The organism is Ochrobactrum sp. P6BSIII, from assembly GCF_014138065.1.
GTDB lineage: Bacteria > Pseudomonadota > Alphaproteobacteria > Rhizobiales > Rhizobiaceae > Brucella.
The window spans coordinates 483,527-509,224 of sequence record NZ_JACGXB010000001.1; the positions used below are offsets into that span (position 1 = coordinate 483,527).

The following is a 25,698-nucleotide window of genomic DNA, read 5'->3' on the forward strand; positions in this document are numbered from 1 at the left end:
TTCCTGCGACAGAGGATTTTATCTGTTAGAGTCACATAGAGTCACCGGCAGGCAATCGACGATTACGAGAGGACCCATGGCGAAATCCGGCACCCCGCGACATTCCAAACCGGCCCGCAATCCCGTGACGATCAATCTCGATCCGTCTGATGTAAAGCGTGTCGATGAACAGACGGGAGCCAGGGCGACTCCGCCCGCCGAGCCGGTCGGCAACTTTGCTCAAGCAACAGCAACCAAGCCCGCTGAGGCGAAAGCCGCCGAAACGAAATCTGGGCCAAAGCCAGAACCGAAACCGGCTGCAAGTACCTCAAATGCCGCCAGTCCGCCTTTTACCGCAGGCGTCAAGCCGGAAGCGGAAAAGCCGCGTTCAACCTCCAGCGCATCGTGCACTGTGCCGCCAATCAGCAATGCCAATCAGGGTTCCAGCCCGAAATCCACATCCGGTGCATCGCATCTTCTGGCCGGCATTGCCGGTGGCGTTATCGCGCTCGGCGGCATGTTTGCGCTTCAATGGGGTAATGTCATTCCGTCGCCCGGCGCGCGCGTGACTGCCGAGCAACTGGCGCAGATGGAGCAGCAGATCGCCGATCTGCGCACCAATCCAACGCCTGCGCCGCTCGATGCGGCAAGCCGCACGCAATTTGCCGATTTACAGAAGAATGTTCAGGCCGCAGAGATCAAGGCGGAAGCGGTCGCGGGCACCCTCACGCAATTGCAGCAGCAGGTCGAAACACTGCCGCAGGCGACTGGAGGTGCAGCTTCGGGTGATATTGAAGCGCTGACCGGACGTCTCGACGCGCTGGAATCGAAATTGTCGGCAGCCCAGAATCAGGCTGATCAGGCCGCAGCCGGTGTTTCGGGCAATAGCGGCACAATTTCTTCGCTCGAATCAAAACTGACCTCCTTGCAGGCAAAGGTCGGCGAAGCTGCCCGCCAGCCGGATGCGACAGCGCTGATCGCGGCCAATGCGCTGAAGACGGCCATTGATCGTGGCGGTTCGTTCAAGGTTGAACTCGATACTTATGCTTCACTTGCGCCGCAGGATAGTTCGGTCGAGGGCCTCAAGCCATTTGCCGATACGGGCGTGCCGACAGTGGCCGACCTAAACGCCTGGTTTGGCCCGGTTGCCAATCGCATTGTCGCGACCGAAAACAAGCTGCCCGCCGATGCGGGTGTTTGGGATCAGCTGGTTGCCAGCGCCAAGGGGCTGGTAAGTGTTCGCCCTGTCGCGGGCAATGTGGAAGGCGAGGGCGTCGGTCCGACGACTGCCCGCATGGAAGCCGCACTCCACGCAGGTGATCTGGAACGCGCCATCGGTGAATGGGAGAAACTGCCCGCCGATGCTAAAGCCGTTTCGGGAGAATTTGCGAACCAGATGAAAGTGCGCCGCGATGCCGATGCGCTGATCCAGCGTCTGGTTGCGGACAGCCTCAAGCCAAAGACGCCGACTGACGCGGGCGCTGCGGCACCAGCGGGTAATTAAGGGGGCGGGCCGATGCTGCGTGTTTTATTCTATCTACTGATCGTTGTGGCCCTTGGTTTCGGCTTTGCATGGCTGGCCGATCGTCCGGGTGAGCTGGATGTCGTTTTCGCGGGCAACCACTATAACGTGCCGCTGATTACTGCGGTTGCCGGTATCGTGGCCATCGTGGCGGCGATCCTGCTTTTGTGGTGGCTGGTGAAGAGCATTATCCAGTCGCCCTACACGCTGCGCCGTCATTTCCGGGCGCGCAAGCGCGACCGTGGATATCAGTCGCTTTCGACCGGCCTCATCGCTGCCGGTGCGGGCGATGCCGAGGCCGCGCGCCGCATGACCAAGCAGGCTGGAAAATTGCTGAATTCCGATCAGGAGCCGCTCATCAAGCTTCTGGAAGCGCAGACGGCGATGCTGGAAGGCCGCACGGACGATGCCCGCAAGGGGTTTGAGGCCATGCTGGAAGATCCGGAAACCAAGCTTCTGGGCCTGCGCGGGCTTTACATTGAGGCCCAGCGCGTTGGTGCGATTGAAGCCGCACGCCATTATGCTTCGGAAGCTGCCAAGCAAGCTCCGCAACTAGAATGGGCGTCATCTGCGGTTATGGGCCAGTTCTGCGCTGATGGCGATTGGGACGGGGCGCTGAAGCTGGTTGAGGCGCGCAAGCAGGCGCTGGCGCACAGCAAAGATACGGTGAAGAAGGAGCGCGCCGCGCTGCTGACGGCCAAGGCCATGGCAACGCTGAATGTGGATCACGCCCACGCACGCACCATGGCGCTGGAGGCAAACAAGCTCGCGCCAGATCTGGTGCCCGCCGCCGTGGTGGCCGCACAGGCGCTGTTTAGCGATGGCGAAGTGCGCAAGGGTTCCAAGCTTCTGGAAGCGGCATGGAAGCGTTTCCCGCATCCGGATATCGCTTCCGCTTATGTCTATGCCCGCGCTGGCGACACGGCGCAGGACCGTTTGAAACGCGCGCGGCATCTGGTTTCGCTGCGTTCCAACACAGCCGAAGGCAGTCTTGTGCTGGCGCGCGCGGCTTATGAAGCCGGAGATTTCAAGGCAGCGCGCGACAGTGCCGATCAGGTGCTGAGGGCGCGTCCGACGGAAAGCGTCTATTTGCTGCTGGCCGATATTGAGGAAGCCGAGACTGGCGATCAGGGCAAGGTGCGTCAGTGGCTAGCCCGGGCCGTCAAGGCGCCACGTGATCCCGCCTGGACTGCCGATGGTTATGTGTCGGAACGCTGGTCGCCGGTCTCGCCGGTCACCGGTCGCCTGAACAGTTTTGAATGGAAAGTTCCGGTGGTCGAGCTTGCCCCGGTTGTTGAGGCGGAAGAGCCGGAGATCAAGGGGCCAATTCCCGATGACAAAGCGCCAGTGCCCGTTGTGGTAACACCGCCTGCTCGCGAAGCGCGAGTGAAAGCAGCTCCCCAAATCGACGTGGTGGAGGCCGAAGTGGTCGTTCCCGACGCAGAACCGGTCAAAGCTTCCCCTCCCGCGCCTGCTCAGAAACGCGATGAAATTCCGCAACCGCCTCTTGATGCGTCGCCCATTGATGATGGTAACGACGAGGACAAGCGCGGTCATTTCGTCGTCGATGATCCAGGTGTGGATCAAAACAGTACACCACGCAAGGCGCAGGGCGGCTTGCGGCTCTTTTAAGCCGCTTCCGCTTTAGCAAAGCGTTGCTTAAAAACAACGCTGGCGGCGTCATCTGCTGCGAACCGTCTTTCATGACGGTTTGTCGCGTTGTCTGCCGTGTTTCCCCGGTTAGGTTCGCAGATATGAAGAGCAGCGTTTCTCTATGGGGTGCGTCTGTATTGATATGTCTGGCGAGGGTGAATGTTCGATCGTCTGTTGGAATTTTTGAAGGAGCTGCCCGGCAACGGTTTTCGTGACCGCAAGGGTGATATTTCCAATGACGATCCCAAGCTTGCCGCAGCTGCCCTGCTGTTCCACATCATGGATGTCGATGGCGAGACGCGTGAGAGCGAGCGCAAGAAGCTCGCGGCGATGCTGTCGCTGAAATATAATCTCAAAGGCGATGCGCTGAAGAAGCTGATCAAGGCCGCCGAAGTGGCCGACAGCGAGGCCATCGATTTTTCAAGCTTCACATCCGTTCTCAAGCGCCAGCTCGACTATAATGCGCGGCTCGATTTCGTGGGGCTGATGTGGGAAATGGTCTATGCCGATGGCGATGTCAGCGAAGTGGAAGCGGACGTGACATGGCGTATCGCGGAGCTTATCGGCATCCGCGAAGACGACCGCAATGCTCTTCAGGCACGGGTACAAATAGAAAAGGCGAGCCGTAGCTCGCCCTTTTGATCATCAAGTCCGCCCTTGCAAGTGGCGGGCTTTGCGCAATTGCGGGAACATGGCTGCCCAGATCATCGCGACCGCGATGGAGCCGACGCCGCCGATCACCACAGCCGGAACCGCGCCGAGCGCCGCTGCCATCAGGCCCGCGCGGAATTCGCCCAGTTCGTTCGACGCGCCGACGAAAACCATATTCACGGCATTGACGCGTCCGCGAACATGATCCGGCGTCCAGAGCTGCATCAGCGTTTCGCGAATATAGACGCTGATCATATCGGCAGCACCCGCCAGCGCCAGTGCGACGACGGAAAGCCAGGTCAGTGTTGAAACACCGAAAATGATGTTGAACAGGCCGAAAAACGCGACGAACACGAACATCACGCGGCCCGCATGATCGCGGATCGGATGACCGGCCAGCCAGATTGCGGTCAGAACCGCGCCGATGCCGGGTGCTGAACGCAGCAGGCCAAGCCCCCACGGACCGAGATCGAGAATATCCCGCGCATAGATCGGCAATAGTGCGACCGTACCGCCGAGCAGCACCGCAAAAAGATCGAGCGAGATCGCACCCAGAACGATCTTTTCCTTCCAGATATAGCGGAAGCCGGCGAGCATGCTCGACATGGAGCGCTCTTCCGTCAGCGTGTGCTGTTTCGGTTTCGGGATAGAGAAGGTGAGAACCGCAGCCGCGATCAGGAAGATTGTGGCCACACAATAGGCCGCAACCGGCGAGATGCCATAGAGCAAACCGCCAGCAACCGGGCCGACAATGGTTGCGACCTGCCAGGCAGACGAATTCCACGATACCGCATTTGCAAAGTCTTCGGTTGGAACGAGGTTCACGACGAGCGATGCCGAGGACGGTCCGAGGAAGGCGCGTGCGATACCGAAGAGCAGAAGGCAGGCAAACACGGTCATCGGCTCGAACAGGCCCGCCAGCGTCAGTGAGAGCAGCAAAGCCGTGACGACAGCTTCCAGAACCAGCGACAGCCCCATGATCAGGCGTCTGCCGAAACGGTCGGCTGTTGCGCCGGTCACCAGAACAAGCAGCAATGCAGGCAGAAACTGCACCAGCCCGACCATGCCCAGATTGAAGGCATCGCGGGTCTGGTCATAAATCTGCCAGCCGACCGAAACGCTGACAATCTGCACCGCGAAGGCGCTCAGAAAGCGCGCGCCCCAGTATTTCTTGAATGACGAGTGGCGGAATGCTGCGTAGCGATCCGCAGAAGAAGCATCAGTTGAGGGGGACATTGCTCAAGACATCGAGAGGAAAGATGCTTGTTACTTACAGCATCCTTCCCATGATCGGAATCACTTTTTTGGTGGCAAATGTTTCGCCCCTGTTTCTAGAGGTCTGATTCCAACATTTGCGTCCTTCGGTTCAAGCGCTGAGCAAATGTTGGAATCAGACCACTAGCAAGTATAAGTATCTAGTGGATTTTTCGAATTTGACGTTTGAAACAGCATCTATGTCAGTCGGGATTCAAACGTCAGATTCAATCCACTAGGGGCGAAAAATCTTCAAATAAAAAAAGGCCGACATGAAGCCGGCCTAGTCGATCCGGGAGGGCGGATCAATCTTTGCCAAGCAGGCCTTTCCAGATGATCGCGCCGAGTGCTGCGCCGACCAAAGGTGCGACCCAGAACAGCCAGAGCTGGCTGAGTGCAGCTGTGTCAGCGAAGAGCGCAACGCCGGTCGAGCGAGCCGGGTTGACCGATGTATTGGTCACCGGGATCGAGATCAGGTGGATGAGGGTCAGGCCAAGACCGATAGCGATCGGCGCAAAACCTGCCGGAGCAATCGACGAGGTCGAACCCAGAATGATGATGATGAAGAACGCCGTCAGGACGACTTCGATCAGCAGGGCCGATGTCAGGCTATAGCCGCCAGGCGACAATTCGCCATAACCGTTGGAAGCAAAGCCCCCAGCCGTAAAACCGCTTTTCCCCGAAGCGATCAGATAGAGTACTGCCGCCGCAACGATGGCGCCCAGAACCTGTGCGATCCAGTAAGGAATGAGGTCCTTTGCCGGAAGTCTGCCGCCGATCACGAGGCCGAGTGATACAGCCGGATTGAAGTGACCGCCGGAAATGCCGCCCACAGCATAAGCCATGGTCAGGACGGTGAGACCGAAAGCAAAGGCGACGCCAAGGAAGCCGATGCCAAGTTCAGGAAAAGCCGCAGCGAGCACCGCGCTACCGCAGCCGCCGAAAACCAGCCAGAAAGTTCCGAAAAACTCAGCCGATAGTTTATTCAACATGGAAATCCCCAAGGTTGGTGTAGTGAAACTGGCCGTAAGCGAATCAGATGACAAAAAACTATATCCTTGTCATATTCTTCCGGCAATATTGTTGAAAGCAAAGAATGATTGTTATGCTTTGCTTGTTAGAACCGTTTTAACAGTAAAGGCGCAAATTTATCCCAATTATATTATGAATTTTATAAATTTAGCCCATAAAATATTGAATTCATTTAAATAATCCATTTGCCCCGTTGGTTAAAATAGAGGCCGGCTTTTTTAGCGCTCTATCGCGCTTCTGCGTTGATGGGATCATCATCGCTGGCCTGACCGGCGCCGCATTTGCAATGGAGCCTTGGCCATGGTCTTCTGTCGTCGGGTCATTGCGCAGAACGCTGCGTGCGCGTTATAAGCGAAAGGTAGGCACGGGGCAGGCCCGCAACCGAAGAACAGCCATTTTCAAAGGCTGTCGCAGAGCATGACGGGGAGTTTGCGGTTTGAACACGCATCCGAAGACCAGAGAATCGAAAGCCCTATTGGGCAGTGCTGTGGCAGTGGCGCTGATTTCCGTTCTGTCGGGCTGCACGGCGACCGCATGGACGGAAAAGGTCAAGATCGACTCCACGCCGATGCCGACCGAATGCGCTGGATGGCAGAAGATTGATTTGAAACAGCGGACGACGATGGTTCTGCTGCGTCAGGACCCGAAGCTTGTCGTCGATATCGATTCTCACAATCTCAAGGGACGCAATCTCGGCTGCTGGCAGTAACCGCGGTTTCGAGAATTACAGGCGGTCTGCGCCCGGTAATCAGGCCGGGCTCGCCATCCGTATATCGACTTTCTCGATCGTGCCGCGCAGCGCGGGCAGCATTGTCTCGAAGCGGATATTACCGCCGGGCCGGATGCTGGTGCGCACCGGTTCCAGCAGGCGCTCGCGCTTTTGTCCGTCGCTATAGGTGATACTGACGATCAGTGCCGGGGGCAGCCGTGTCTCGCGACTTTCATTGCTGATGCTGGCGCCGACATTCAGCACATTGCCTTCGGCGCGCTCAGCAATATTCGTGGTGATGTCGGTCACTTTCAATGCGGGAGCAAGTGGCAGGGACGGCGAGGCAGCGGCTGCGACATCCGATGACTTGCTGGTCATGATCGTATAGCCGCCCGCCATCCAGAAAGCGGTCGTGGCGCAAAAGGCCACCAGAATCCAATAGGCCGCTCCGGGGCCGCTGGCGGCTTTCACCGAAAGCGTTGGATGGTCCTGTTTGTGAAAAAGGCTCAAACCCGGCAGCGCGAGCGGCGTGACCGGCATTTGCCGCTCCGGCAGCACGGTTTCGAATTCGGCATCCTCGACTTCAGCAGCAGGCGACAGACGCCAGCCAGCAGGCTTTGCCGCATGCGGTTGGCCGCGCGCGCTACCTCTGGCTGATGATTGCTTCGCCATCATGAAGTCATCTTCCTCTGTGTTTTCTCGATAGACCTTGCCAGCCTAGGCTGCCGCAAAATGGTTAATGCTTCGCTCGCGAAATTTTTAACGGTCCAAACAGGCCGGATTTAACGCAAGATTAACCATAGAGGGTAAAGGTCAATCCGATATTGATGCGCGTGCGAACGCTTCGCGCGCGCGAAGAACCGAAGAGAAGCTGACCGGTGATACGTTTCGAGAATGTCGGCCTGAGATATGGAATGGGACCTGAGATCCTCAAGGATGTCAGTTTCCACATACCGCCGCGTTCATTCCAGTTTCTGACTGGCCCTTCAGGCGCCGGCAAGACGTCGCTCATGCGCCTTCTTTTCATGGCGTTGAAGCCGACACGCGGTCTGATCAACGTGTTCGGCAAGGATGTGGCGGGCCTTGATCACAGACAAGTGCCTTTGCTGCGCCGCCGTATCGGCATTGTGTTTCAGGATTTTCGCCTGCTTGACCACATGACCACTTACGAGAATGTGGCTCTTCCGCTGCGGGTGCGCGGCAAGGAAGAAGCCACCTATCGGCATGAGGTGGAAGAGCTGCTGCATTGGGTTGGCCTTGGTGACCGCATGGGCGTTCTGCCCCCGGTTTTGTCCGGCGGTGAGAAGCAGCGCGCCGCGATTGCGCGTGCGCTCATTGATCAGCCGGAACTGCTGCTTGCTGATGAGCCGACCGGTAATGTCGATCCGCCGCTGGCCAAGCGCCTGTTGCGCCTTTTTACGGAGCTTAATCGCTCGGGCACTGCTGTCATCATCGCCACGCACGATCTATCCCTGATGGATCAGGTCAATGCGCGGCGCATGATTCTGGAACACGGGCGGCTCGACATCTATGAGTAGTACCCGCAGTGGCCGTCCAAGCGGCTGGCAGAAAATTCAGGATGACCTGAAGGTTCGTTTCGAAGACCTGAAGGATATGGTTCTGGTGCGCGTCGGCAAGCGCCGACAACGCAAAGGGCCAAGCCCGATTGTGCCCGACGGAAGCGTTACCGGCACCGCTTTGGTGACCGTTATCGCGATCATGACCTTTCTTGCCTGCCTGACCATGGGCGGCGTGTCGCTGGTTCGTGCATCGGCTGCCGCCTGGCAGAGCCAGATTGCGCGGGAGGCAACGATCCAGATACGCTCGGTCGAAGGGCAGGATATTGAAAAGGCCTTGCAGCAGGCGAGCGACATCGCACGCGGCTTTGCGGGCGTGAAGGCGACGAACATCATCGACAAGGATGCTACTGCGCGCCTGCTGGAGCCATGGCTTGGCACTGGTCTCAATATCGATGAACTGCCTGTGCCGCGCCTCGTCGTGGTGACCATCGACGAAAGCGCGCCGCCCGATTTCGGCACCATGCGCACGGAATTGACCCGCGCTATTCCGGCGGCCAGCTTCGACGACCACCGGACTTGGGTGGACAGACTGGTGTCGATGGCGCACACAACGGTTCTGGTCGGTACGGCGGTTCTGTCGCTGGTCATTGCGGCGACCGTTCTCACCGTCATTTTCGCCACCCGTGGCGCAATGTCCGGCAATAGCCACATCATCGAGGTTCTGCATTTCATCGGTGCGGAATCGAAATTCGTGGCGCGCGAATTCGAGTGGCATTTCTTCCGCACGGCGCTGAAGGGTGCTCTGTTCGGCGGCGCTGCCGCCATGCTGGTTTTCCTGATCTTTTCCTGGTGGGCTTCGCGCCATATGGCGACACCCGAAGGCGATCAGGCCGCTGCCATGTTCGGCAGCTTCGCCATTGGTCGCAGCGGCTATCTCGGTGCCGCCGCCATCATCATTCTGGTCAGTGTCCTGACTATGCTGACCAGCCGCCTGACGGTTATCCGCCAGCTCGCAACCATGGATGGTCCGGGAGTACGCTCCGAATGACAGTCTTTTGGCCCAATACGCTCCGTCGCACGGGAATTCCTGGTAGTTCTCCGAGTTATCGCCGCAATGCTGCGTATGATAGCCAGAGGAACGACGGACGAATCGCGCGCGCATTGGGCGGCGGATACCGGGCGAGTAACGATGCGGTGGCACAGAAACGAACAGCGGAAGAGATGCATGCGGGCGCTGTGGTCTGGCGGCGCAGTCCCCCTGTTGTTGCCCCTTCATCCTTGCTGCTTGCGCCAGCCAGATTCCTGTGGTCTGTCATGATGCGTATGCTCAGACGTTTCCAACCCATCTCGATTGTGCTTTTCACGCTGCTTCTGGCTTTTCTCGTCGGCTTTGTCGTCTTCGGGGAGAAGGTGACGAGCATGACGCCGCCAGTGATCGATGAGCCGGCCGATGGCATCGTGGTTCTGACCGGCGGTCAGTCCCGCATTCAGGCGGCGGTCGATCTCTTGCAGGATAAGCGCGGCAAGCGACTGCTGATCAGCGGCGTTCATCCTTCGACGAATGAAAAATCCATACAGCGCGCAACGCATGCTGATCCAGGCCTGTTCGACTGCTGTGTCGATCTCGACCGTTCGGCCCGCAACACCGTCGGCAATGCCGAGGAAAGCGAGCATTGGATTCGCAACAACGATTATCGCCGCGTGATCGTCGTGACGAACAATTACCATATGCCGCGCAGCATTCTGGAAATGTCCTATCGGATGAAGGACGTGGAATTCGTGCCCTATCCGGTGGTGAATGGCGACGGTCGCGAGCAAAGCTGGGTGGCCGAAGGCGACACATTGCGCGTGCTCTTCGTTGAATATGTCAAATATCTGGGCGCGGTCGTGCGCGTTGGTGCGTCAGAGATTTTCGGCTTCGACATTCTCGACGGCGTGACCGGTCAGAAGATCAATCGGTAACAAACAGGAAAATCCCGGCGGTCAGTCACCGTTTTCTGTATGGAAAATGGGGCAGTTCCTGATATAGGAGTGCCCGAGATTTCGGAAAACGAAGGCCTGACAGTTTTTCGGGATTATGGTCTGACTGTTTGTTTTGAGCACATCATTTCTGAAAGCCGTTTCACGCTTTTCGGGATGTGCTCTAGCCGGGATACTCGCCGACACGATGCTTCTATACCTGCGCTCGATCCTCTTCAACGCTGCGTTTTACATCTGCACACTGGTGCAGATGATCCTTTATACGCCGTTCTATTTCCTGCTGCCGCGCAAGAAGGCATGGATCGTGCCGAAGCTCTGGGCGCGGGTTAATCTGTGGCTCCAGAAGGTCATTGCCGGTACGGATTACGTCATCGAAGGGCTCGAGAATATTCCGGAAGGCGCCTATATCTGCGCGCCCAAGCACCAGTCGGCCTGGGATACTTATGCTTTCCTGCCTTATCTGGACGATCCGGTTCTCATCCTGAAGCGCGAACTGATGCGCATTCCGCTGTTCGGCTGGTATATCGCCAAGATGGAGATGATCCCGGTGGATCGTGGATCGCGCGTCAAGGCGCTGCACTCGATCACCAAGGGCGCGGAAAAGGCTATCGCCGAAGGGCGTCAGATCCTCATCTATCCCGAAGGCACACGCCGGTCGCCGGGCGCACCGCCGCAGTATAAATACGGCATCGTGCATCTTTACGATGCGCTCGATCTGCCGGTCCTGCCGATTGCGCATAATGCCGGGCTCTACTGGCCGCGCCGCAAGTTCCTGCGTTTTCCGGGCACCGTTCGCTGCCGTGTTCTGCCTCCGATTCCGCCGGGGCTTGAAAAGGAAGAGTTTCTGCGCCGGCTGATCGAAACCACCGAAACGGCCTGCGACGAGCTTCTGGTTGCGGCAAGCCGCGACCCCAACCCACCCCCGATGCCACCAACAGCTGTTGAGCGCTTGAAGGAACTGGGCGTTTCCCCTCGCGGTTAAACGTCCCGAGCCTTCATGTTCAACTTAAGTTAAACGACAATTAGTCGCGTTTTGTGGGAGTTTCGTTTTTCTTGCACGGAAACATGAAACCCGGTATCAGAGCGCGACACGAAAGGACCCATCATGAATATTGATGCCATTTCCATCGGAACCAATCCTCCCGAAGACGTCAACGTCATCATCGAAGTTCCAGTCGGCGGCCAGCCGATCAAGTACGAGATGGACAAGAAGTCCGGGGCTCTGATCGTTGACCGTTTTCTCTACACGCCGATGACCTATCCGGGCAATTACGGTTTCGTACCGCATACGCTCTCGGAAGACGGCGATCCGATTGACGTTCTCGTCTGCAACACCCGTCCGCTGGTGCCGGGTTCTGTGATCAATGTCCGCCCGATCGGCGTTCTGGTCATGGAAGACAATTCCGGTAAGGACGAAAAGATCATCGCCGTTCCGTCGCCGCACCTGACGCGCCGTTACGAGAAGATCCATGATTACACGGATATGCCGGAAATCACGCTGAAGCAGATCGCGCATTTCTTCGAACACTACAAGGATCTGGAACCCGGCAAGTGGGTCAAGATTGGCGATTGGGGCGATGAAGATTACGCTCGCAAGTTCATCGTTGAAGCGATCGAACGCGCCAAGGGCAAATAATCCGGGCGAGCAATCGCCGGTTTGCATTCTGGTTTAAAACAAAAGCGCCCAATGATCCCCGAAGGATTATTGGGCGCTTTTGCTTTTAAGCTTTGATTTGCCGATCAGAGGAAGAGCGGCAGCAGCGTCGTCCACATGAACTGGCGGATGAAGAAGATGATCAGGAGCAGGATGATCGGCGAAATATCGATCCCGCCGAGATTGGGCAGGAGATTGCGGATCGGGCGTAGAACCGGCTCGGTCACCTTGTAGAGAAACTCTCCGACCGAGGCCACGAAGCGATTGCTGGAATTGACGACATTGAACGCATAGAGCCACGAATAGATGGCGCTGGCGATGATGATCCAGGTGTAGATGTCGAGCGCCAGATCAATGGTGCGGAACAATGCAATCATGAGTGTCTGTCTCCTTGACGATTGGCCGAGATGTAGCGATTACAGCGATTAAGGACAAGTGCCCGATAGAGTGTCGGCTCAATTTTCGTGACTGAAATGCCGTGCGAATGCGCCGTTCTTTCCCGCCTTGGTCCTGATTATTCACAGATCACCCCATATTCAGTATAGCGGTGATGATATGTGAACAAAAAATTAGAGCATACTAATATTCTGTGCAGTGTTGCTATGCTCTGTAATAAATGCCAAGTGAACCTGACAGTGCTGACGGGTGTTTGGCTGAACGGATAAAACGGCAATGAGTATTTCAGAGAATGGTCGCGATCCCTATAAGGACCGCAAAAGCATCGAGTTTTCTTTCCGCGCCAAACGGTTTGCTCATATCCAAAGATTGATCGAAGCCGCACTCGCCGAAAAGCCGGAAGGCGAAAAGGTCGAGATTCTCGATCTCGGCGGATCGGAAAAATATTGGCTGATTGGCGAAGCCTTCATCGAGGCCAATCGCGACCGCCTGCATTTCACACTGATCAATCCTGAAAAGCAGGAAGAGAAGGACACGGAAACCTTCACCTTTCTGGTTGGAGACGCGACCGATCCAGCGCTTTTTGCCGGGCGGGCTTTCGATGTTGTTCATTCCAACTCGGTCATTGAACATGTCGGCGACTGGGCTGCCATCACGCGGTTCGCCGAAAATACGCGCAGGCTCGGCAAGCGCTATTATATGCAGACGCCGAATTACTGGTTCCCTTACGAGCCGCATTTCCGCTTTATCGGATTCCAGTGGCTGCCGGTGCCGGTGCGCATCTGGCTGATGACCAAAATGCGGCTTGGCTTTTTCCCGCGTCAGGAAACCGCCGATGAAGCGCGCTTCCACGTGGAATCGATCCGCCTTCTGACCACGGGGCAGGTGCGCAAGCTCTTCCCGGATGCGCAGATCGAGTTTGAAAAGATTGCCGGACTGGCGAAATCCATTCTTGCTATCAGAGGATGATTGTCATCCCTTGACGCGTCCTGTCAGTCGAAATCACGCGGCTGGTGTGATTTCGAGGCGATCAGATTGCCGACATGTTCCAACGCGTGATCGCGCACCCGCATGTCGCGCAGATGCTTCAGCGTATTGGCTACATAGTCGATATTTGCGCCGGACTCGCCATGCGCGGAGGCAACAATTGCCGCTGCATCCTCGGCCTTGAGCGCGCCGGCATATTGCACATGGCGGCGGTCGGCTACATAGACCAGTCCCTGAACATCGCGCCCGTCGTGAAGGCGCAGCCGCAGCTTCTTTTCATGATAGACATTGTTCGACATTTCGCGTTCGCGCAGATAGACCATCACTTCGTCGGTCATTTCGCCCGGCACGCGAAAGGCCATGCCAAGGCAGGAGCCGCCCGCATCGAGGCCAAGCACCAGTCCGGGATGATCGGGTGAGCCGCGATGAAAATGCGAATAGATGCACAGGCTGCGACGATAGCCGTGCAGGCGGGCGCGAATAGTTTCCACATGCGCGAAACCGGGACGCCACATCAGCGAGCCATAGCCAAAAACCCAGAAATCACTCGTCCGCTTTTCATCGATGTGTTTTGTCATGATGATATAATATTTGCCGTCTCTTGTTCGATTTCCATGGGTAATTGATGGATATCCCTCGTTTTTTCTGAAGCTCCACTTCACAAGACTCAATCCTGCCATAATATGGCCACCAGTGAGGTTGAGCAAAACACTGGTATCGAAAGATGCGTCGCTGGCGGCTTTGCCGCTTCTCAGGCTCAACTCTCTGACCGACATAAGGTTTTTCGATGATGCATCCCGGGACGGAAGCTGGAACAGAGCAACGGAAGTCCAGAAAGCGCCCGATTGCGCTTGGCATTTTCCTGATCGTTCTCGTCGCTGGCTATACAGCCGGGTGGTTTTATGTGGCCGACCGCCTGCAAACGCGCGCGACGGCAGACATGGCCAAGCTTTCTGCTCAGGGTATTGGTGTGCGCTGCGAGGATTTGCGCACCAGCGGTTATCCGCTCCGCGTCAATGTCGTCTGCGACAGCATTTCCTGGCAGAAGCCGAGCGCTGGCATGGCATTCCGTGCCGGTCGTTTCACCTCCGGCTCGCCTGTCTATGCGCCGCGCTCGCTCAGCAATGATCTGACCGGCCCCGCCTTTATCGAATTCCCCGGCTTGCAACCGCTAGAAGTCAACTGGAGCAAGTTCAACTCCAACACCCGGCTTGCCCGCCCGTTCCCGACTGAGATTGCGCTGGAAGCCCGCGACGTCGTGGTCGGCCGCCGCACGGAAGCCACGACCACGGAACCACTCAGCAGTCTGGAACAGATGGATTTCAGCATGAGCGCCGTCGATGGCGCGCTGAAGCTGACTGGCCGTTTTGCAGGGCTGAAGCTTGCAGCACCGGTGATCGGTAATGCCAAGAGCCCCGAGATCGACGGTGTTGCTGATATCGAGATCGCCGATGCTGCGACGCTTCTGGCGTCTGGCTCTTCCGACTTCAGCCAGCGTTTGCGCGGTCATAGCGGCACGATCCATCAGGCATTTCTCTCCATGCCCAATGGGGCCATGGTATCGCTGACCGGTCCTTTCTCCGTCGATGACGACGGGCTGATCAATGCCGACGTGAAGCTGACGCTGGTGAATGCCCAGTCGCTGGCGCAAGCAGGCCAGACGGTTTTCCCGGAACAGGGCAGCAATATCGCCACCATCCTCTTCGCGCTTTCAGCTATGCCGAAAGACGAAAACGGCAATCCCACGCTGGAGATTGCTGTTCGCAAGGGCAGGGCCAATGCCGGGTTCATTCCGCTTGGGCGGTTGCCGGCGTTGTAAGGGAATAGGGGAGTAGGGGAATAAGGGAGTAGGGCAGTATGTTTTACTGCCCTACCCGTTGCCTTACTTCTTTTCGTTTGTGCGCGTCGCAGCCTGACGGCCAAAGTCCGGCGCATCCACTTCCTGACCTGCATCGATAATGCCGCGGCGGACCGCGCGTGTGCGCGTGAAGAGGTCGAACAAGGCCTCCCCATCACCCCAGCGTATCGAGCGCTGCAAGGAGGCAAGATCTTCCGAGAACCGTCCCAGCATTTCAAGGATGGCGTCCTTGTTGTGCAGGCAGACATCGCGCCACATGGTCGGATCGGATGCCGCCAGACGCGTGAAATCGCGGAAGCCGGATGCGGAATATTTGATGACTTCCGATTTCGTCACCTGTTCCAGATCGCTGGCCGTGCCGACAATGTTGTAGGCGATGATATGCGGCAGATGCGAGACGATGGCCAGCACCAGATCATGGTGCTGCGGGTCCATGTGATCGAGCCGTGAACCGCAGGCTGTCCAGAAGGCGGTGAGCTTTTCCAGCGCCGCTTCATCCGTGTCGGGAAGAGGCGTGAGGATGCACCAGCGATTGTTGAACAGCTCCGCAAAGCCTGCATCCGGGCCGGAATATTCCGTTCCGGCCAGCGGGTGGCCCGGAATGAAATGCACATTGGCAGGCAGTTCCGGCTGCATCTGCGCAATGACGGAAGCCTTGGTGGAGCCGACATCGGTGACGATGGCGCCCGGCTTCAGGCTTGCGGCAATCTGCTTTGCGACAGTGCCGGAAGAACCGACCGGCACCGAGACGATAACCAGATCGGCATCCTTGACCGCTTCGGCACTGTCGGTCGTGTAGCTGTCGCCGAGGGCCAGTTCTTCGGCGCGCTTCAGGGTCTCGGCGCTGCGGGTTGCGATTGCGATGTGGTTTGCAAGGCCTTCGCGACGGATGACGCGTGCGAGCGACGAACCGATGAGGCCGATACCGATCAGCGCGATTTTATCAAAATGGATCGTGGACATTGATCTTACTTTAAAAACTCAGTGAGTGCGGCGACTACGCCGCGATTGGCTTCTTCCGGTCCGACAGTCATGCGCAGCGCATTGGGGAAACCGTATCCGCCAACGCGGCGCAGAATATAACCGCGCTTGGAAAGCCACTCATCCGCCTTGTCCGCCGAGTGCGCGGCGTCTTCGGGGAAATGGATCAGAAGGAAGTTCGTTACCGAAGGCGTGACCCGAAGGCCGAGCTTGGTGAACTCCTCCGTCAGCCAGTTCAGCCAGGTGTCATTATAGGCGACCGACTTTTCGACATGGTTGCGATCGCGAATGGCCGCGGCGCCCGCAGCAATGGCGGGCGCGTTCATGTTGAACGGACCGCGAATGCGATTGACCGCGTCGATTACATGGGCAGGCGCATACATCCAGCCGATCCGCAGGCCTGGAAGGCCGTGAATCTTCGAGAAGGTACGGGTCATCACGACATTTTCGTTCGACGAAACGAGTTCGAGGCCAGCCTCGTAATCGTTGCGGCGGACATATTCGGCATAGGCCGCGTCGAGGATGAAGAGGACATGCTTCGGCAGGCCCGCATGCAGACGGCGCACTTCCTCGAACGGCAGATAGGTGCCGGTCGGGTTGGCCGGATTGGCAATGAAGACAACCTTGGTGCGCGGCGTAATGCCAGCAAGAATGGCATCCACGTCGATGCGCTCGTTGCTTTCCTTCACTGTCACCGGCGTTGCACCGGCTGCCAGCGTCTGGATCTTGTACACGGCAAAGCCGTGCTCGGTGATGATGGCTTCATCGCCGGGCGCAAGATAGGTCTGGCAGAGAAGGCCAAGCAGCTCGTCCGAACCATTGCCGCACAGGATATTGCCAATGTTCAAGCCTTGCGTTTCGGCAATGGCCTCACGCAGCGCGAGCGCTTGTCCGTCGGGATAAATCTCCAGCTTTTCGCCCGCGTATCGATAGGCCTCCACCGCATGGGGGCTGGGACCGATCGGCGTCTCGTTGGAGGAGAGCTTATAGACCTTGGCAACGCCTTCCACATGTTCCTTGCCAGGCACGTAGGCTGCGATGTTGAGCAGGCCGGCCTTGGGCTGGGGACGGGAAAGGGTTTGCTGATCGGTCATGATTTTGGCTCCGCCAAAAGAACAGTGTTGCTTAACGGGACGCTCAAGGGATTTGAGCCCCGATGCGACATAAACCGCCATGGACGGGAAGTCGAGAAAAACCTTGTTTTCAAGGGAAAAGCGTCAGGTTTCCGCTTCTTTCTGCTTTGTTTTGCGCAAGCCCCCGACGGGGGTTCCAAGCACCGGCACGAAAACACGGCGGGACGAGCGCTGCGCAACCGGCAGGCCCTGATAGAGGCGCTTCTGTGCTTCCACGACCAGAACGCCGGAGAAAAGCGGCCACAGCCGCCGCCCCATGCCTTCTAGCGCCAGACAGGGGCGCATCATCCAGCGACGCGTGGCGGGTGGAAAATGCAGGGCGTCGCTGACGGTGTTGACCGTGAAGTTGGCTTCGCGCAGCAAGGTGGAAAGCTGATCGCGGCTATAGGGTCGCCCGCTGCCGAAAGGTGTGTGCTCGAAGCGGGCCCAGACACCGCGGCGGTTCGGCACCACAATCACTAGCCGTCCATTAGGGGCAAGCACGCGCCACATTTCCTTCAGCGTTTCCTGCGCGTTTTCCGCATATTCCAGTGCATGCACCATCAAAACGCGGTCGATAGAGGAATCTGGCAGCGGCAGTTCTTCATCGAAGACCAAAGCCGTGCTGGATTTGTCGGCTGAAGGCCAGGCAATGGCGCCTTGTCCGGCTGGCATGAAGGCAAAAGTGCGCTCGGTATCGGCGCTGAAACGGTCAAGATAGGGGAGGCAGTAGCCCATTCCGACGAGACGCTCACCCGGTACGCGTTCCCACAGACCTGCAATCGCCATGCGTATGGCACGCTCGGCCAAATGACCGAGTGTCGTGTCGTAAAAGGAGCGCAGTTCGATAATGTCCGGATGCATGCTGGCACGCTATATCAAATCCCGTCATCGGGGAATGGATATAAGCCTGAGCCTGTTGACAGGCGGGGTGCATTTTTCTCAAACCATGCTATAGAGCGTGCCTTCTGCATGACAGCACCTCCCGAAAGTCTGAAACGGCTTCGGGTGTGAGAAGTACAGCAAACGATCAGGAGAGAACCGACAATGCCAGAAGTCGGCGGCAAGACGATAGAAGTTCTGTTCAGCCCGGAAGATATTGCCGGTCGCAATCTTGAGCTGGCGAAGGCTATTGCCGAACGCAAGTTTCACAATCTGCTGACGATTTCCATTCTCAAGGGCTCGTTCATTTTCGCAGCTGACCTCATCCGCGCCATGCATGATGCAGGCGTTGAACCGGATGTCGAGTTCATCACCGTTTCCAGCTATGGCAAGGGCACGACCAGCACCGAGGTTCGCCTGCTGCGTGATATCGACAGTGAAGTTCGCGACCGCGACGTGCTGTTGATCGACGATATTCTGGAATCAGGCAAGACGCTCAAATTCGTCCGCGAACTGATGCTGGAACGTGGAGCGCGCAGCGTCAGCATCGCCGTTCTGCTCGACAAGAGCGTGCGTCGCAAGGTTGATCTGGAAGCTGATTTCGTCGCCTTCGAATGCCCGGACTATTTTGTCGTTGGCTACGGCATGGACGTGGCTCATTCGTTCCGGCAACTGCCTTATGTTGGGCACGTCAAGGACTGAGCGGCAAATCCGTGATGCCGGGCTGCAAAGAGCGCTTTTCTGTGCGCCGGTGCTCACGTAGCTTTAAGTATGCTCCGCTCCGGTGCTTGAAAATCACTCTTTTTGCCGTGGCCTGACGAATTTGCTGAACAGCTTCTAGAGCGGTTCCGAACCGCTCGATCTATTTGTATTTTCGCATTATCCAACGCATCGAAGCAGGATCAGAAATCAGTCCAGTGGACTGATTGCCCTGCGTAGGCGCTACGCACTTTTGCTGGAAATGCTCTAATCAAACTGTAACAGGCGCTGCAGATATTCCTTTTCCATCTGTGGCGTCAGCGCATTGCCGAGCTTGCGGCGGATTTCATCCAGAATCTCACGCGCGCGCTGGATATCGATTTCACCTGGAATTTTGGTGCCGCTGCCGTCATCAGCTCCCATGCCCTGCTGCCGTCCAAGTGGATCGCGGCCACGAGAACCATTCGCGCCCTGACCCTGCTGGCCATCTTGCCCCATCGCCTGCTGCATCTTCTGCATCATGTCGCGTCCGGCACGGCGCAAGGCGTCCAGAGCGCTGCCCTGATTGTCGTTGGCTTCCGCACCTTCATTGCGTCCGAGCGCTTCGGCGGCACTGCCCATGGATTTTCCGGCATCGCCGAAATCCTTGCCGGGTTCAATGCCCATGCCTTTCAGGTCTTCCGTTAGCTTCTGCAATTCCTGCTGCAATTGCTGCTGTTGCTGTTGCAGCTTGCGCATGGCCTCAGCCGTCTTTTCATCCGTCTGGCCGCCCTGCTGCGAGCCACCACCCTTGGAGCCGTCATCGCCGGGAAACAGGCCTTCCATGTCTTCGTCTTCGCCCTCTGTCCCCGCACCCGGATTGCTGTCGAACTGGCGCCGCTGCTGCTGGTCGAGATTGAATGTCTCGTTCATCATCTGCTGCTGGCGACGCATCAGATCGCCAAGCTTGTTCATCTGCTGCTGCATCTGACCTTGCTGACCTTGCTGACCCTGACCTTGTTGGCCGGGCTGCGCCTGTCCCATCTGCAGATTGTTCATCAAGTCCTGCAATTGCGACAGAAGCTGTTCGGCCTGATCGCGGGAACCCTGACGGGCCAGATTTTCGATCTGGTCCATCATGCGCTGCAGGTCTTTTTCCGTCAGCATCCGCGCATTGGGATCGGGCGCTGACTGGCGCGCATTCGGGTTCTGCTGCTGACGCTGGGCGAATTCGCGCAGGAAATCCTGCATCGCCTTGCGCAGATCGGCGGTGAGTTTCTCGATCTCTTCCTGCGAGGCACCGTTTTGCAGCGCGTTTTTGAGCGCTTCCTGCGCCTGACGCAGACGCTTTTCGGCTGCCGAGAGATTGCCGTCCTCGATACCCAGCGCCACCTGCCACATGTAATCGGCAGTCTCGCGGAGCGAATCATCGCTGCGCGCCAGACGAAGCTTTGTACGGATGGTCACGAGGCCGAGATAATGCGCGGCGTTCTTGATCGTTTCTTCCGGGCGCAGCATCAGCGCCGAGAGCATGTCCAGTACATGATCGCGCTGATTGGCGTCGAGCGCCAGAATACGCCGCTGTTCGGCAATTGCGCGCGCAAGCGGGTTGCTGAATGGCCGTTCTGGAAGCGTTATTGTCTTGGTTTCACTGCGGCCGACCTGACCTGCCGCGTCGGTGACGACGAGGGTCAGTGCCACTTTCTGGCCAGCCCACGGATGTTCGGTCAGGTCCTTCGAGGTGGTGGCTTCCTTCACGCCACGGCGTGGCAGTGCGAGCGGCAGTTCAGGTGCTTCGTAAAGCGGCGTTGCTTCTTCGTCTTCATCGATTTCCAGCGGCACGATTTCAGCAAAAGCCTTGGCCGGCGCATAATCGTCATCGATTTCATAGGTGAGTTGCAGCGTGCCGTTCAACGCGCGACCGGGTTCCTTGGTAAAGCGGATTGTCGGCGGCGTGTCCGGCGTCACCGCAAATTTCCAGCGCGCATCGGTGCCGGAAAGCGTCAGGGTTTCGTCTTCACGCAAATCGTAGCGGAAGTTGCGGCTGCCCGCGACGGCGCTTTCTTCCGGCGTCTGCACCGGCTTTAGCCCCTTGGCTTCCGTCTGCTCTTCCTTCGGCGCGACCGGCTGGACATCCCGCTGTTCGCCTTCTGCATTGGTTGCGGTCAGGCGTTCCGAGCTGCCGCCGATGACGCGGACCGAAAGCACACTGCCTTCCGGAACCGTAATCGCCTCGGCATTGCGGGCATTGTCGGCACTGACCGTCAGGAAGACCGGCGCGCGGCCCGTATAGCGCGGTGGCGTCACCCAGGCATCGACGCGGACAACAGCGCTGCCTTCACCGGGGCGAATGTGAAACGCATCGGCAATGCGCCCGCTGCTTGAACTGGACGTATAGGCGAGCGCCGTGACGAACAGCAGCGCCACGGCGGCGCGCAGGCCATAAGGATCGCGTTCGGGAAGGCGCGGTCGCGGCAGACCGGATTGCAGGTTCTTCAGCCGTTCGGCCATGCGGCGCTGGTGTTCGCGCCACAGAGCCTGCGAGAAAGGATCGTGGGTGCCGGTGGCCATGTGGCCGGACTGCACGGCCAGCGGCTCATGCACAAGGCCGTTCACCGCCTCGATCCGCGCCGTCACATCGTCGTCGGTCGGCTGGCGGAAGCGGGACGGGAGATAGAGCGCAACCAGCCCTGCCAGCGCGAAGACCGTTAGCACGGCGATATGCAGCCAGCGCGGCATCATGCCGAACAGGCCAAACCAGCTGATGCTTGCGAAAAGTGCTGCCAGCAGAATCAGCGGCAGGACCAGCGGCCACAGACGTTCAAACCCGACAGACAGGAAAGTGCGCAGACGCAGACGCCGCAACAGCGCGCCATCGCCTGAAAACAGGCGCAAAAAGGCATCCCGCATCAGTTGCGGCTTATCCTTCTTGTCGTGGCCTTGATCCGTCATCCGGGCTTTCTGCTCTGTCTGCCAGTGTGCAATCGAATGACAGGATAACATGCATCATGGCAAAGGCGAGGCTTCGCCATGATTAATATGGGCCACGATTAATATCGACTACAGCCAATCCGGAATGGAATCGAGCGCGAGCAGCTCTTCGTAAGTGTGGCGCGGGCGAACGACATGGTAGCGGTCGCCATCCACCAGAACTTCCGGCACCAGAAGGCGACTGTTATAGGTGCTCGACAGAACCGCGCCGTAGGCACCAGCCGTGCTGACGGCGATCAGGTCGCCGGGCGCTGGCTTTGTTGTTTCGCGGTCGAGGCCGAGATAGTCGCCCGTTTCGCAAACAGGCCCGACGAAATCGGCGCGGATGCGCGGCGCGTCGTCCTTCGCCAGCTTGACCGGGCGGATATCGTGGAATGCTTCATAAAGCGTCGGGCGGATGAGATCATTCATCGCGGCATCGACGATGATAAAGTTCTTTGCATCGCCTTCCTTGACGAAAATCACTTCCGTCACCAACAGACCGGCATTGCCGACGATCAGACGGCCAGGCTCGAAAACGGTCTTCAGCCCGAGCGGCTTGATGTGCTTGGCAACAATTTCCGCATAGGCCACGGGCAGTGGCGGCGGGTTGTTGTCGGTGCGGTAGGGAACGCCCAGACCGCCGCCAACGTCGACATGGCGGATATTGTGGCCATCGGCGCGCAATTCCGTCACCAGTTGCGCCATCAGCGCAAAGGCGTTGTCGAACGGTTCGAGATCGATGATCTGGCTACCGATATGCATATCGATGCCGACGACGTCGATACCGGGGAGGCTCGCCGCGCGAGCATAGGCCTCACGCGCCTTGACGCGCGGAATGCCAAACTTGTTTTCAGACTTGCCGGTCGAGATCTTGGCGTGGGTCTTGGCGTCAACATCCGGATTGATGCGCAGCGATACCGAGGCAACCTTGCCGGCTGCAACTGCACGGGCCGAGAGGATTTCCAGCTCCGGCTCGGATTCGACGTTGAAGCAGTAGATATCGGCTTGCAGCGCGAAATCCATTTCGCGCGGCGTCTTGCCGACGCCCGAAAAGACGATCTTGTTGGCGGGAATGCCTGCGGCGAGCGCACGACGAATTTCGCCTTCCGAAACGGTGTCCGCGCCTGCGCCGAGCTTCGCCAGCGTCTTCAACACCGCCAGGTTCGAGTTGGCCTTCAGCGCATAGGCGATCAGTGGTTCCATGTCAGCGAAAGCTTCGCTGAAAACGCGGAAATGACGCTCGATCGTGGCGCGGGAATAGACATAGAACGGCGTGCCGACCACCTTGGCGATTTCAGGCAGGCTGACATTTTCGGCGTGCAGCACGCCGTCGCGATATTCAAAATGATTCACGGAAGATAGTCCTTCTGGGAACTAGAGCAGCTTATCAAGAATGAAAGGCTTGTCTTCCTTGGGTTTCGGCTTGGTATGCCCCTGATCGTCGGTAATCAGCGACGACGGCGGCGGCTCCAGCGGGCCCTTGCGTCCACAGGCGGCAAGCGTGGCCGCGAGTGCGGCGATCATAAGCACGGTAGAAATAGCGGAGCGGCCTGTCATCAGCTTTGGTTCCTGAATCAAAATCTATTTGCGCTAGCTGTAACGCAAAAATCTCAAGAGTGAAATCATCCGTTGACCGGATGATTTCACATGACTTTATCTTGAACGGCGATTACGCCTTCACGATGCGCTTCTTCCAGTACCGGATTTGGCGGCGCACTTCCTGCGGGGCCGTACCACCGAAGGACTGGCGGCTCTTGACCGATTTCTCGACCGTGAGGTAGCCGAAGATCGCATCGGTGATACCGGGATGGATCGATTGCAGCTCTTCCAGCGAGAGCTTGGCGAGGTCGACCTTGCGGCTTTCCGCCAGAGCAACAGCGCGACCGGTGACGTGATGCGCTTCGCGGAAGGGCAGGCCCAGTTCCCGCACCAGCCAGTCGGCCAGATCGGTTGCCGTGGAATAGCCCGAACCGGCAGCCTTCTTCATGGACGCGACATTGATGGTCAGGTCGCGCACCATGCCAGCCATGGCGGCGATAGCGAGTTCCAGATTTTCGGCAGCGTCGAAGACCTGTTCCTTGTCTTCCTGCATGTCCTTGGAATAGGCGAGCGGCAGACCCTTCATGATGGTCAGAAGTGCAACCAGCGAACCGTTGATACGGCCCGTTTTCGCGCGAACCAGTTCGGCGGCATCCGGGTTTTTCTTCTGCGGCATGATCGACGAGCCGGTGGAGAAGGCGTCGGACAGGCGCACGAAGTTGAACTGCGGCGTCGACCAGATGACGATTTCTTCCGCAAGGCGCGACAGATGACCGGCGCAGATTGACGCGAGCGACAGGAATTCCAGCGCGTAATCGCGGTCGGAAACGCTATCGAGCGAGTTGCGGGTCGGTTCGCGGAAGCCGAGCGTCTTTGCTGTCATGTGGCGGTCGATCGGGAAGCCGGTGCCTGCAAGGGCTGCTGCACCCAGCGGCGATTCATCCATGCGCTCAATTGCATCGCGCACGCGGGACAGATCGCGGCCGAACATTTCCACATAGGCCATGCAATGATGGCCGAAAGTGACAGGCTGCGCGGTCTGGAGATGGGTGAACCCCGGCATGACCGTCGCCGCATGTTCCTCGGCGCGTTCCAGAAATGCTTCGATCAGGTTCTTCAGGGCGACGGCAGTCTTTTCCATCTCCTGCTTGACCCAGAGACGAAAATCGACAGCCACCTGATCGTTGCGCGAGCGGGCCGTGTGCAGGCGTCCGGCGGAAGGGCCAATCAGATCGGCCAGCCGCGCCTCGATATTCATGTGAATGTCTTCAAGCTTGCGTGAGAAGGTGAACTTGCCGTCCTCAATTTCCTTGAGGATGGTTTTCAGGCCCTGCTCGATCTGCTTATGATCGTCTGCCGTAATGATGCCCGTCTTTGCAAGCATGGCTGCATGTGCGAGCGAGCCCTGGATGTCTTGCGCGTAGAGCTTGCGGTCGAAGCCGATCGATGCATTGATCTCTTCCATGATCGCATCGGGTCCTGAGGCAAAACGGCCGCCCCACATCTGATTGCTTGATTTTTGTTCGCTCATGCTCATATGCCCCGAGTGACGATTTGGCCGGATAATAGAAAGAAGTGACGCGACATGGCAGAAGACAACGAAAAGGCGAAATCGGGAAATCGCAAGATCGTCCTTCTTGCAGCCCTTGCCGGTGTCATTGCCGGTATTGGGGCGGTATACGTGATGGAGCGCCCCTCTGGCAATGTGGTAGCGGCTAATGTTTCTGCCGAAAATGACGAAGCGTCCGCCCAATGCGCCCTCAAAGCCGATTCCCTGAAGGGACTGGACGCGGCTGCAACCGGTGGCGTGGCTGCCATGCGCCCGGCGGAAAAGCCGATTTCCGTTGCTCATCTGGCTTTCACCGGCCCCGACGGCAAGCAGATGACGCTTGGTGATTACAAGGGCAAGACGCTTCTCGTTAATCTCTGGGCGACCTGGTGCGCGCCATGCCGCGAGGAAATGCCCGCCCTCGACAAATTGCAGGCCGAAAAAGGTGGCAAGGATTTCGACGTTGTGGCGATCAATATCGACACAGGTTCCGACGACAAGCCGAAGGGCTTTCTGAACGAGATCGGCATCAAGAACCTTGCCTTGCATCGCGATGCGACAATGGCGAGTTTCAATGAGCTGAAGCGCAAGAACCTCGCTTTCGGCTTGCCGGTCACACTTCTGGTCGACAAGGAAGGCTGCCAGATCGCCTCCATGAACGGTCCTGCTCCATGGGAAGGGCCTGACGCCATGAAATTGATCGACGCAGCGCAAAAACTTTAGAGCGTGTACCGATCCGAATGAATCGGATCGACGCTCTAAATTCTTTTGTTTAACGCATAATCTTAT

General features: G+C 58.0%; 25 protein-coding genes. 13 read left to right on the forward strand and 12 right to left on the reverse strand.

The genetic code is table 11. The annotated features are described in order from the left end of the window. Nucleotides 1-76 precede the first annotated feature (76 nt). The 3 genes from FHW00_RS02210 to FHW00_RS02220 all read left to right on the forward strand — a co-directional run bounded on the left by FHW00_RS02210 (nt 77) and on the right by FHW00_RS02220 (nt 3,796). A complete protein-coding gene (locus tag FHW00_RS02210) occupies nt 77-1,483 on the forward strand; it encodes a COG4223 family protein (RefSeq protein ID WP_078337530.1) in 1,407 nt (468 codons plus the stop codon). Between the two features lie 12 nt (nt 1,484-1,495). Further along, the gene (locus tag FHW00_RS02215) at nt 1,496-3,133 is read left to right on the forward strand and encodes a heme biosynthesis protein HemY (protein WP_078337529.1); all 1,638 of its coding nucleotides are present in this window, start codon (nt 1,496-1,498) and stop codon (nt 3,131-3,133) included. Nucleotides 3,134-3,313: 180 nt separating this feature from the next. Beyond that, nucleotides 3,314-3,796 carry a tellurite resistance TerB family protein gene (locus tag FHW00_RS02220; protein ID WP_078337528.1) on the forward strand — a complete coding sequence of 161 codons (483 nt, stop codon included), beginning with the start codon at nt 3,314-3,316 and terminating at the stop codon, nt 3,794-3,796. Between the two features lie 3 nt (nt 3,797-3,799). Here the strand turns inward: FHW00_RS02220 and FHW00_RS02225 are convergent, their stop codons facing one another. Both FHW00_RS02225 and aqpZ read right to left on the reverse strand, forming a co-directional pair. Continuing rightward, complete coding sequence (locus FHW00_RS02225) at nt 3,800-5,041, reverse strand: MFS transporter (protein WP_078337527.1); 1,242 nt, start codon at nt 5,039-5,041, stop codon at nt 3,800-3,802. 323 nt (nt 5,042-5,364) lie between these two features. Next, complete coding sequence (gene aqpZ, locus FHW00_RS02230) at nt 5,365-6,051, reverse strand: aquaporin Z (RefSeq protein ID WP_078337526.1); 687 nt, start codon at nt 6,049-6,051, stop codon at nt 5,365-5,367. A gap of 515 nt (nt 6,052-6,566) precedes the next feature. Between aqpZ and FHW00_RS02235 the strand changes: the two genes are divergently transcribed. Then, a complete protein-coding gene (locus tag FHW00_RS02235; protein WP_374843078.1) occupies nt 6,567-6,800 on the forward strand; it encodes a hypothetical protein in 234 nt (77 codons plus the stop codon). A gap of 39 nt (nt 6,801-6,839) precedes the next feature. Here the strand turns inward: FHW00_RS02235 and FHW00_RS02240 are convergent, their stop codons facing one another. Further along, nucleotides 6,840-7,475, reverse strand: a complete 636-nt coding sequence (locus tag FHW00_RS02240) for a hypothetical protein (protein ID WP_078337524.1) — start codon at nt 7,473-7,475, stop codon at nt 6,840-6,842. A gap of 239 nt (nt 7,476-7,714) precedes the next feature. Here FHW00_RS02240 and ftsE point away from each other — a divergent pair, with 239 nt between their 5' ends. The 5 genes from ftsE to ppa all read left to right on the forward strand — a co-directional run bounded on the left by ftsE (nt 7,715) and on the right by ppa (nt 11,936). Further along, nucleotides 7,715-8,338, forward strand: a complete 624-nt coding sequence (ftsE, locus tag FHW00_RS02245) for a cell division ATP-binding protein FtsE (protein ID WP_210276417.1) — start codon at nt 7,715-7,717, stop codon at nt 8,336-8,338. Beyond that, nucleotides 8,331-9,368 (forward strand): cell division protein FtsX, encoded by a 1,038-nt coding sequence (locus FHW00_RS02250; protein WP_078337522.1) that lies wholly within the window; start codon nt 8,331-8,333, stop codon nt 9,366-9,368. The genes ftsE and FHW00_RS02250 overlap by 8 nt, the downstream gene beginning before the upstream one ends. Beyond that, nucleotides 9,365-10,282 carry a YdcF family protein gene (locus FHW00_RS02255; protein ID WP_078337521.1) on the forward strand — a complete coding sequence of 306 codons (918 nt, stop codon included), beginning with the start codon at nt 9,365-9,367 and terminating at the stop codon, nt 10,280-10,282. The genes FHW00_RS02250 and FHW00_RS02255 overlap by 4 nt, the downstream gene beginning before the upstream one ends. A 205-nt stretch (nt 10,283-10,487) precedes the next feature. Next, nucleotides 10,488-11,282 carry a lysophospholipid acyltransferase family protein gene (locus tag FHW00_RS02260; RefSeq protein ID WP_078337520.1) on the forward strand — a complete coding sequence of 265 codons (795 nt, stop codon included), beginning with the start codon at nt 10,488-10,490 and terminating at the stop codon, nt 11,280-11,282. Nucleotides 11,283-11,405: 123 nt separating this feature from the next. Continuing rightward, nucleotides 11,406-11,936, forward strand: coding sequence for an inorganic diphosphatase (ppa, locus tag FHW00_RS02265; RefSeq protein WP_078337519.1), 531 nt, complete (start codon nt 11,406-11,408; stop codon nt 11,934-11,936). Between the two features lie 104 nt (nt 11,937-12,040). On the opposite strand, the gene FHW00_RS02270 is transcribed toward ppa, so the two are convergent. Further along, entirely contained in the window at nt 12,041-12,331 is a 291-nt protein-coding gene (locus tag FHW00_RS02270) for a YggT family protein (RefSeq protein ID WP_078337518.1), read from the reverse strand. 295 nt (nt 12,332-12,626) lie between these two features. Between FHW00_RS02270 and FHW00_RS02275 the strand changes: the two genes are divergently transcribed. Beyond that, nucleotides 12,627-13,319, forward strand: coding sequence for an SAM-dependent methyltransferase (locus FHW00_RS02275; RefSeq protein ID WP_078337517.1), 693 nt, complete (start codon nt 12,627-12,629; stop codon nt 13,317-13,319). A 23-nt stretch (nt 13,320-13,342) separates the two neighbouring features. Here the strand turns inward: FHW00_RS02275 and FHW00_RS02280 are convergent, their stop codons facing one another. Beyond that, on the reverse strand, nt 13,343-13,915 hold the full coding sequence (locus FHW00_RS02280) for a gamma-glutamylcyclotransferase (protein WP_078337516.1): 573 nt from the start codon (nt 13,913-13,915) through the stop codon (nt 13,343-13,345). A 212-nt stretch (nt 13,916-14,127) separates the two neighbouring features. Here FHW00_RS02280 and FHW00_RS02285 point away from each other — a divergent pair, with 212 nt between their 5' ends. Further along, nucleotides 14,128-15,156 carry a DUF2125 domain-containing protein gene (locus FHW00_RS02285; RefSeq protein ID WP_113533802.1) on the forward strand — a complete coding sequence of 343 codons (1,029 nt, stop codon included), beginning with the start codon at nt 14,128-14,130 and terminating at the stop codon, nt 15,154-15,156. 63 nt (nt 15,157-15,219) lie between these two features. Here FHW00_RS02285 and FHW00_RS02290 read toward each other — a convergent pair whose 3' ends face one another. The 3 genes from FHW00_RS02290 to FHW00_RS02300 form a co-directional block, all read right to left on the reverse strand. Further along, on the reverse strand, nt 15,220-16,158 hold the full coding sequence (locus FHW00_RS02290) for a prephenate/arogenate dehydrogenase family protein (protein ID WP_078337514.1): 939 nt from the start codon (nt 16,156-16,158) through the stop codon (nt 15,220-15,222). Between the two features lie 5 nt (nt 16,159-16,163). Continuing rightward, nucleotides 16,164-17,270: a histidinol-phosphate transaminase gene (gene hisC / locus FHW00_RS02295; protein WP_078337810.1), complete on the reverse strand. Its 1,107-nt coding sequence runs from the start codon at nt 17,268-17,270 to the stop codon at nt 16,164-16,166. A gap of 123 nt (nt 17,271-17,393) precedes the next feature. Further along, a complete protein-coding gene (locus FHW00_RS02300; RefSeq protein ID WP_078337513.1) occupies nt 17,394-18,152 on the reverse strand; it encodes a class I SAM-dependent methyltransferase in 759 nt (252 codons plus the stop codon). 183 nt (nt 18,153-18,335) lie between these two features. Between FHW00_RS02300 and hpt the strand changes: the two genes are divergently transcribed. After that, a complete protein-coding gene (gene hpt / locus FHW00_RS02305; RefSeq protein ID WP_078337512.1) occupies nt 18,336-18,872 on the forward strand; it encodes a hypoxanthine phosphoribosyltransferase in 537 nt (178 codons plus the stop codon). A 264-nt stretch (nt 18,873-19,136) separates the two neighbouring features. Here hpt and FHW00_RS02310 read toward each other — a convergent pair whose 3' ends face one another. From FHW00_RS02310 to argH, 4 genes are all read right to left on the reverse strand, one after another. Then, nucleotides 19,137-21,800 carry a TIGR02302 family protein gene (locus FHW00_RS02310; protein ID WP_078337511.1) on the reverse strand — a complete coding sequence of 888 codons (2,664 nt, stop codon included), beginning with the start codon at nt 21,798-21,800 and terminating at the stop codon, nt 19,137-19,139. Between the two features lie 108 nt (nt 21,801-21,908). Further along, nucleotides 21,909-23,174: a diaminopimelate decarboxylase gene (lysA, locus tag FHW00_RS02315; protein ID WP_078337510.1), complete on the reverse strand. Its 1,266-nt coding sequence runs from the start codon at nt 23,172-23,174 to the stop codon at nt 21,909-21,911. Nucleotides 23,175-23,195: 21 nt separating this feature from the next. Continuing rightward, on the reverse strand, nt 23,196-23,378 hold the full coding sequence (gene lptM, locus FHW00_RS02320) for an LPS translocon maturation chaperone LptM (protein ID WP_078337809.1): 183 nt from the start codon (nt 23,376-23,378) through the stop codon (nt 23,196-23,198). A 112-nt stretch (nt 23,379-23,490) separates the two neighbouring features. Continuing rightward, a complete protein-coding gene (gene argH / locus FHW00_RS02325) occupies nt 23,491-24,891 on the reverse strand; it encodes an argininosuccinate lyase (protein ID WP_078337509.1) in 1,401 nt (466 codons plus the stop codon). 54 nt (nt 24,892-24,945) lie between these two features. Here argH and tlpA point away from each other — a divergent pair, with 54 nt between their 5' ends. Continuing rightward, nucleotides 24,946-25,632 (forward strand): thiol:disulfide interchange protein TlpA, encoded by a 687-nt coding sequence (gene tlpA, locus FHW00_RS02330; RefSeq protein WP_078337508.1) that lies wholly within the window; start codon nt 24,946-24,948, stop codon nt 25,630-25,632. Nucleotides 25,633-25,698: the final 66 nt, after the last annotated feature.

Coding starts and splice junctions, on each gene's coding strand:
- FHW00_RS02210 (WP_078337530.1), top strand. CDS start 77: ATGGCGAAATCCGGCACCCCGCGACATTCCAAACCGGCCCGCAATCCC.
- FHW00_RS02215 (WP_078337529.1), top strand. CDS start 1,496: ATGCTGCGTGTTTTATTCTATCTACTGATCGTTGTGGCCCTTGGTTTC.
- FHW00_RS02220 (WP_078337528.1), top strand. CDS start 3,314: ATGTTCGATCGTCTGTTGGAATTTTTGAAGGAGCTGCCCGGCAACGGT.
- FHW00_RS02225 (WP_078337527.1), bottom strand. CDS start 5,041: ATGTCCCCCTCAACTGATGCTTCTTCTGCGGATCGCTACGCAGCATTC.
- aqpZ (WP_078337526.1), bottom strand. CDS start 6,051: ATGTTGAATAAACTATCGGCTGAGTTTTTCGGAACTTTCTGGCTGGTT.
- FHW00_RS02240 (WP_078337524.1), bottom strand. CDS start 7,475: ATGATGGCGAAGCAATCATCAGCCAGAGGTAGCGCGCGCGGCCAACCG.
- ftsE (WP_210276417.1), top strand. CDS start 7,715: ATGGGACCTGAGATCCTCAAGGATGTCAGTTTCCACATACCGCCGCGT.
- FHW00_RS02250 (WP_078337522.1), top strand. CDS start 8,331: ATGAGTAGTACCCGCAGTGGCCGTCCAAGCGGCTGGCAGAAAATTCAG.
- FHW00_RS02255 (WP_078337521.1), top strand. CDS start 9,365: ATGACAGTCTTTTGGCCCAATACGCTCCGTCGCACGGGAATTCCTGGT.
- FHW00_RS02260 (WP_078337520.1), top strand. CDS start 10,488: ATGCTTCTATACCTGCGCTCGATCCTCTTCAACGCTGCGTTTTACATC.
- ppa (WP_078337519.1), top strand. CDS start 11,406: ATGAATATTGATGCCATTTCCATCGGAACCAATCCTCCCGAAGACGTC.
- FHW00_RS02270 (WP_078337518.1), bottom strand. CDS start 12,331: ATGATTGCATTGTTCCGCACCATTGATCTGGCGCTCGACATCTACACC.
- FHW00_RS02275 (WP_078337517.1), top strand. CDS start 12,627: ATGAGTATTTCAGAGAATGGTCGCGATCCCTATAAGGACCGCAAAAGC.
- FHW00_RS02280 (WP_078337516.1), bottom strand. CDS start 13,915: ATGACAAAACACATCGATGAAAAGCGGACGAGTGATTTCTGGGTTTTT.
- FHW00_RS02285 (WP_113533802.1), top strand. CDS start 14,128: ATGCATCCCGGGACGGAAGCTGGAACAGAGCAACGGAAGTCCAGAAAG.
- FHW00_RS02290 (WP_078337514.1), bottom strand. CDS start 16,158: ATGTCCACGATCCATTTTGATAAAATCGCGCTGATCGGTATCGGCCTC.
- hisC (WP_078337810.1), bottom strand. CDS start 17,270: ATGACCGATCAGCAAACCCTTTCCCGTCCCCAGCCCAAGGCCGGCCTG.
- FHW00_RS02300 (WP_078337513.1), bottom strand. CDS start 18,152: ATGCATCCGGACATTATCGAACTGCGCTCCTTTTACGACACGACACTC.
- hpt (WP_078337512.1), top strand. CDS start 18,336: ATGCCAGAAGTCGGCGGCAAGACGATAGAAGTTCTGTTCAGCCCGGAA.
- FHW00_RS02310 (WP_078337511.1), bottom strand. CDS start 21,800: ATGACGGATCAAGGCCACGACAAGAAGGATAAGCCGCAACTGATGCGG.
- lptM (WP_078337809.1), bottom strand. CDS start 23,378: ATGACAGGCCGCTCCGCTATTTCTACCGTGCTTATGATCGCCGCACTC.
- argH (WP_078337509.1), bottom strand. CDS start 24,891: ATGAGCGAACAAAAATCAAGCAATCAGATGTGGGGCGGCCGTTTTGCC.
- tlpA (WP_078337508.1), top strand. CDS start 24,946: ATGGCAGAAGACAACGAAAAGGCGAAATCGGGAAATCGCAAGATCGTC.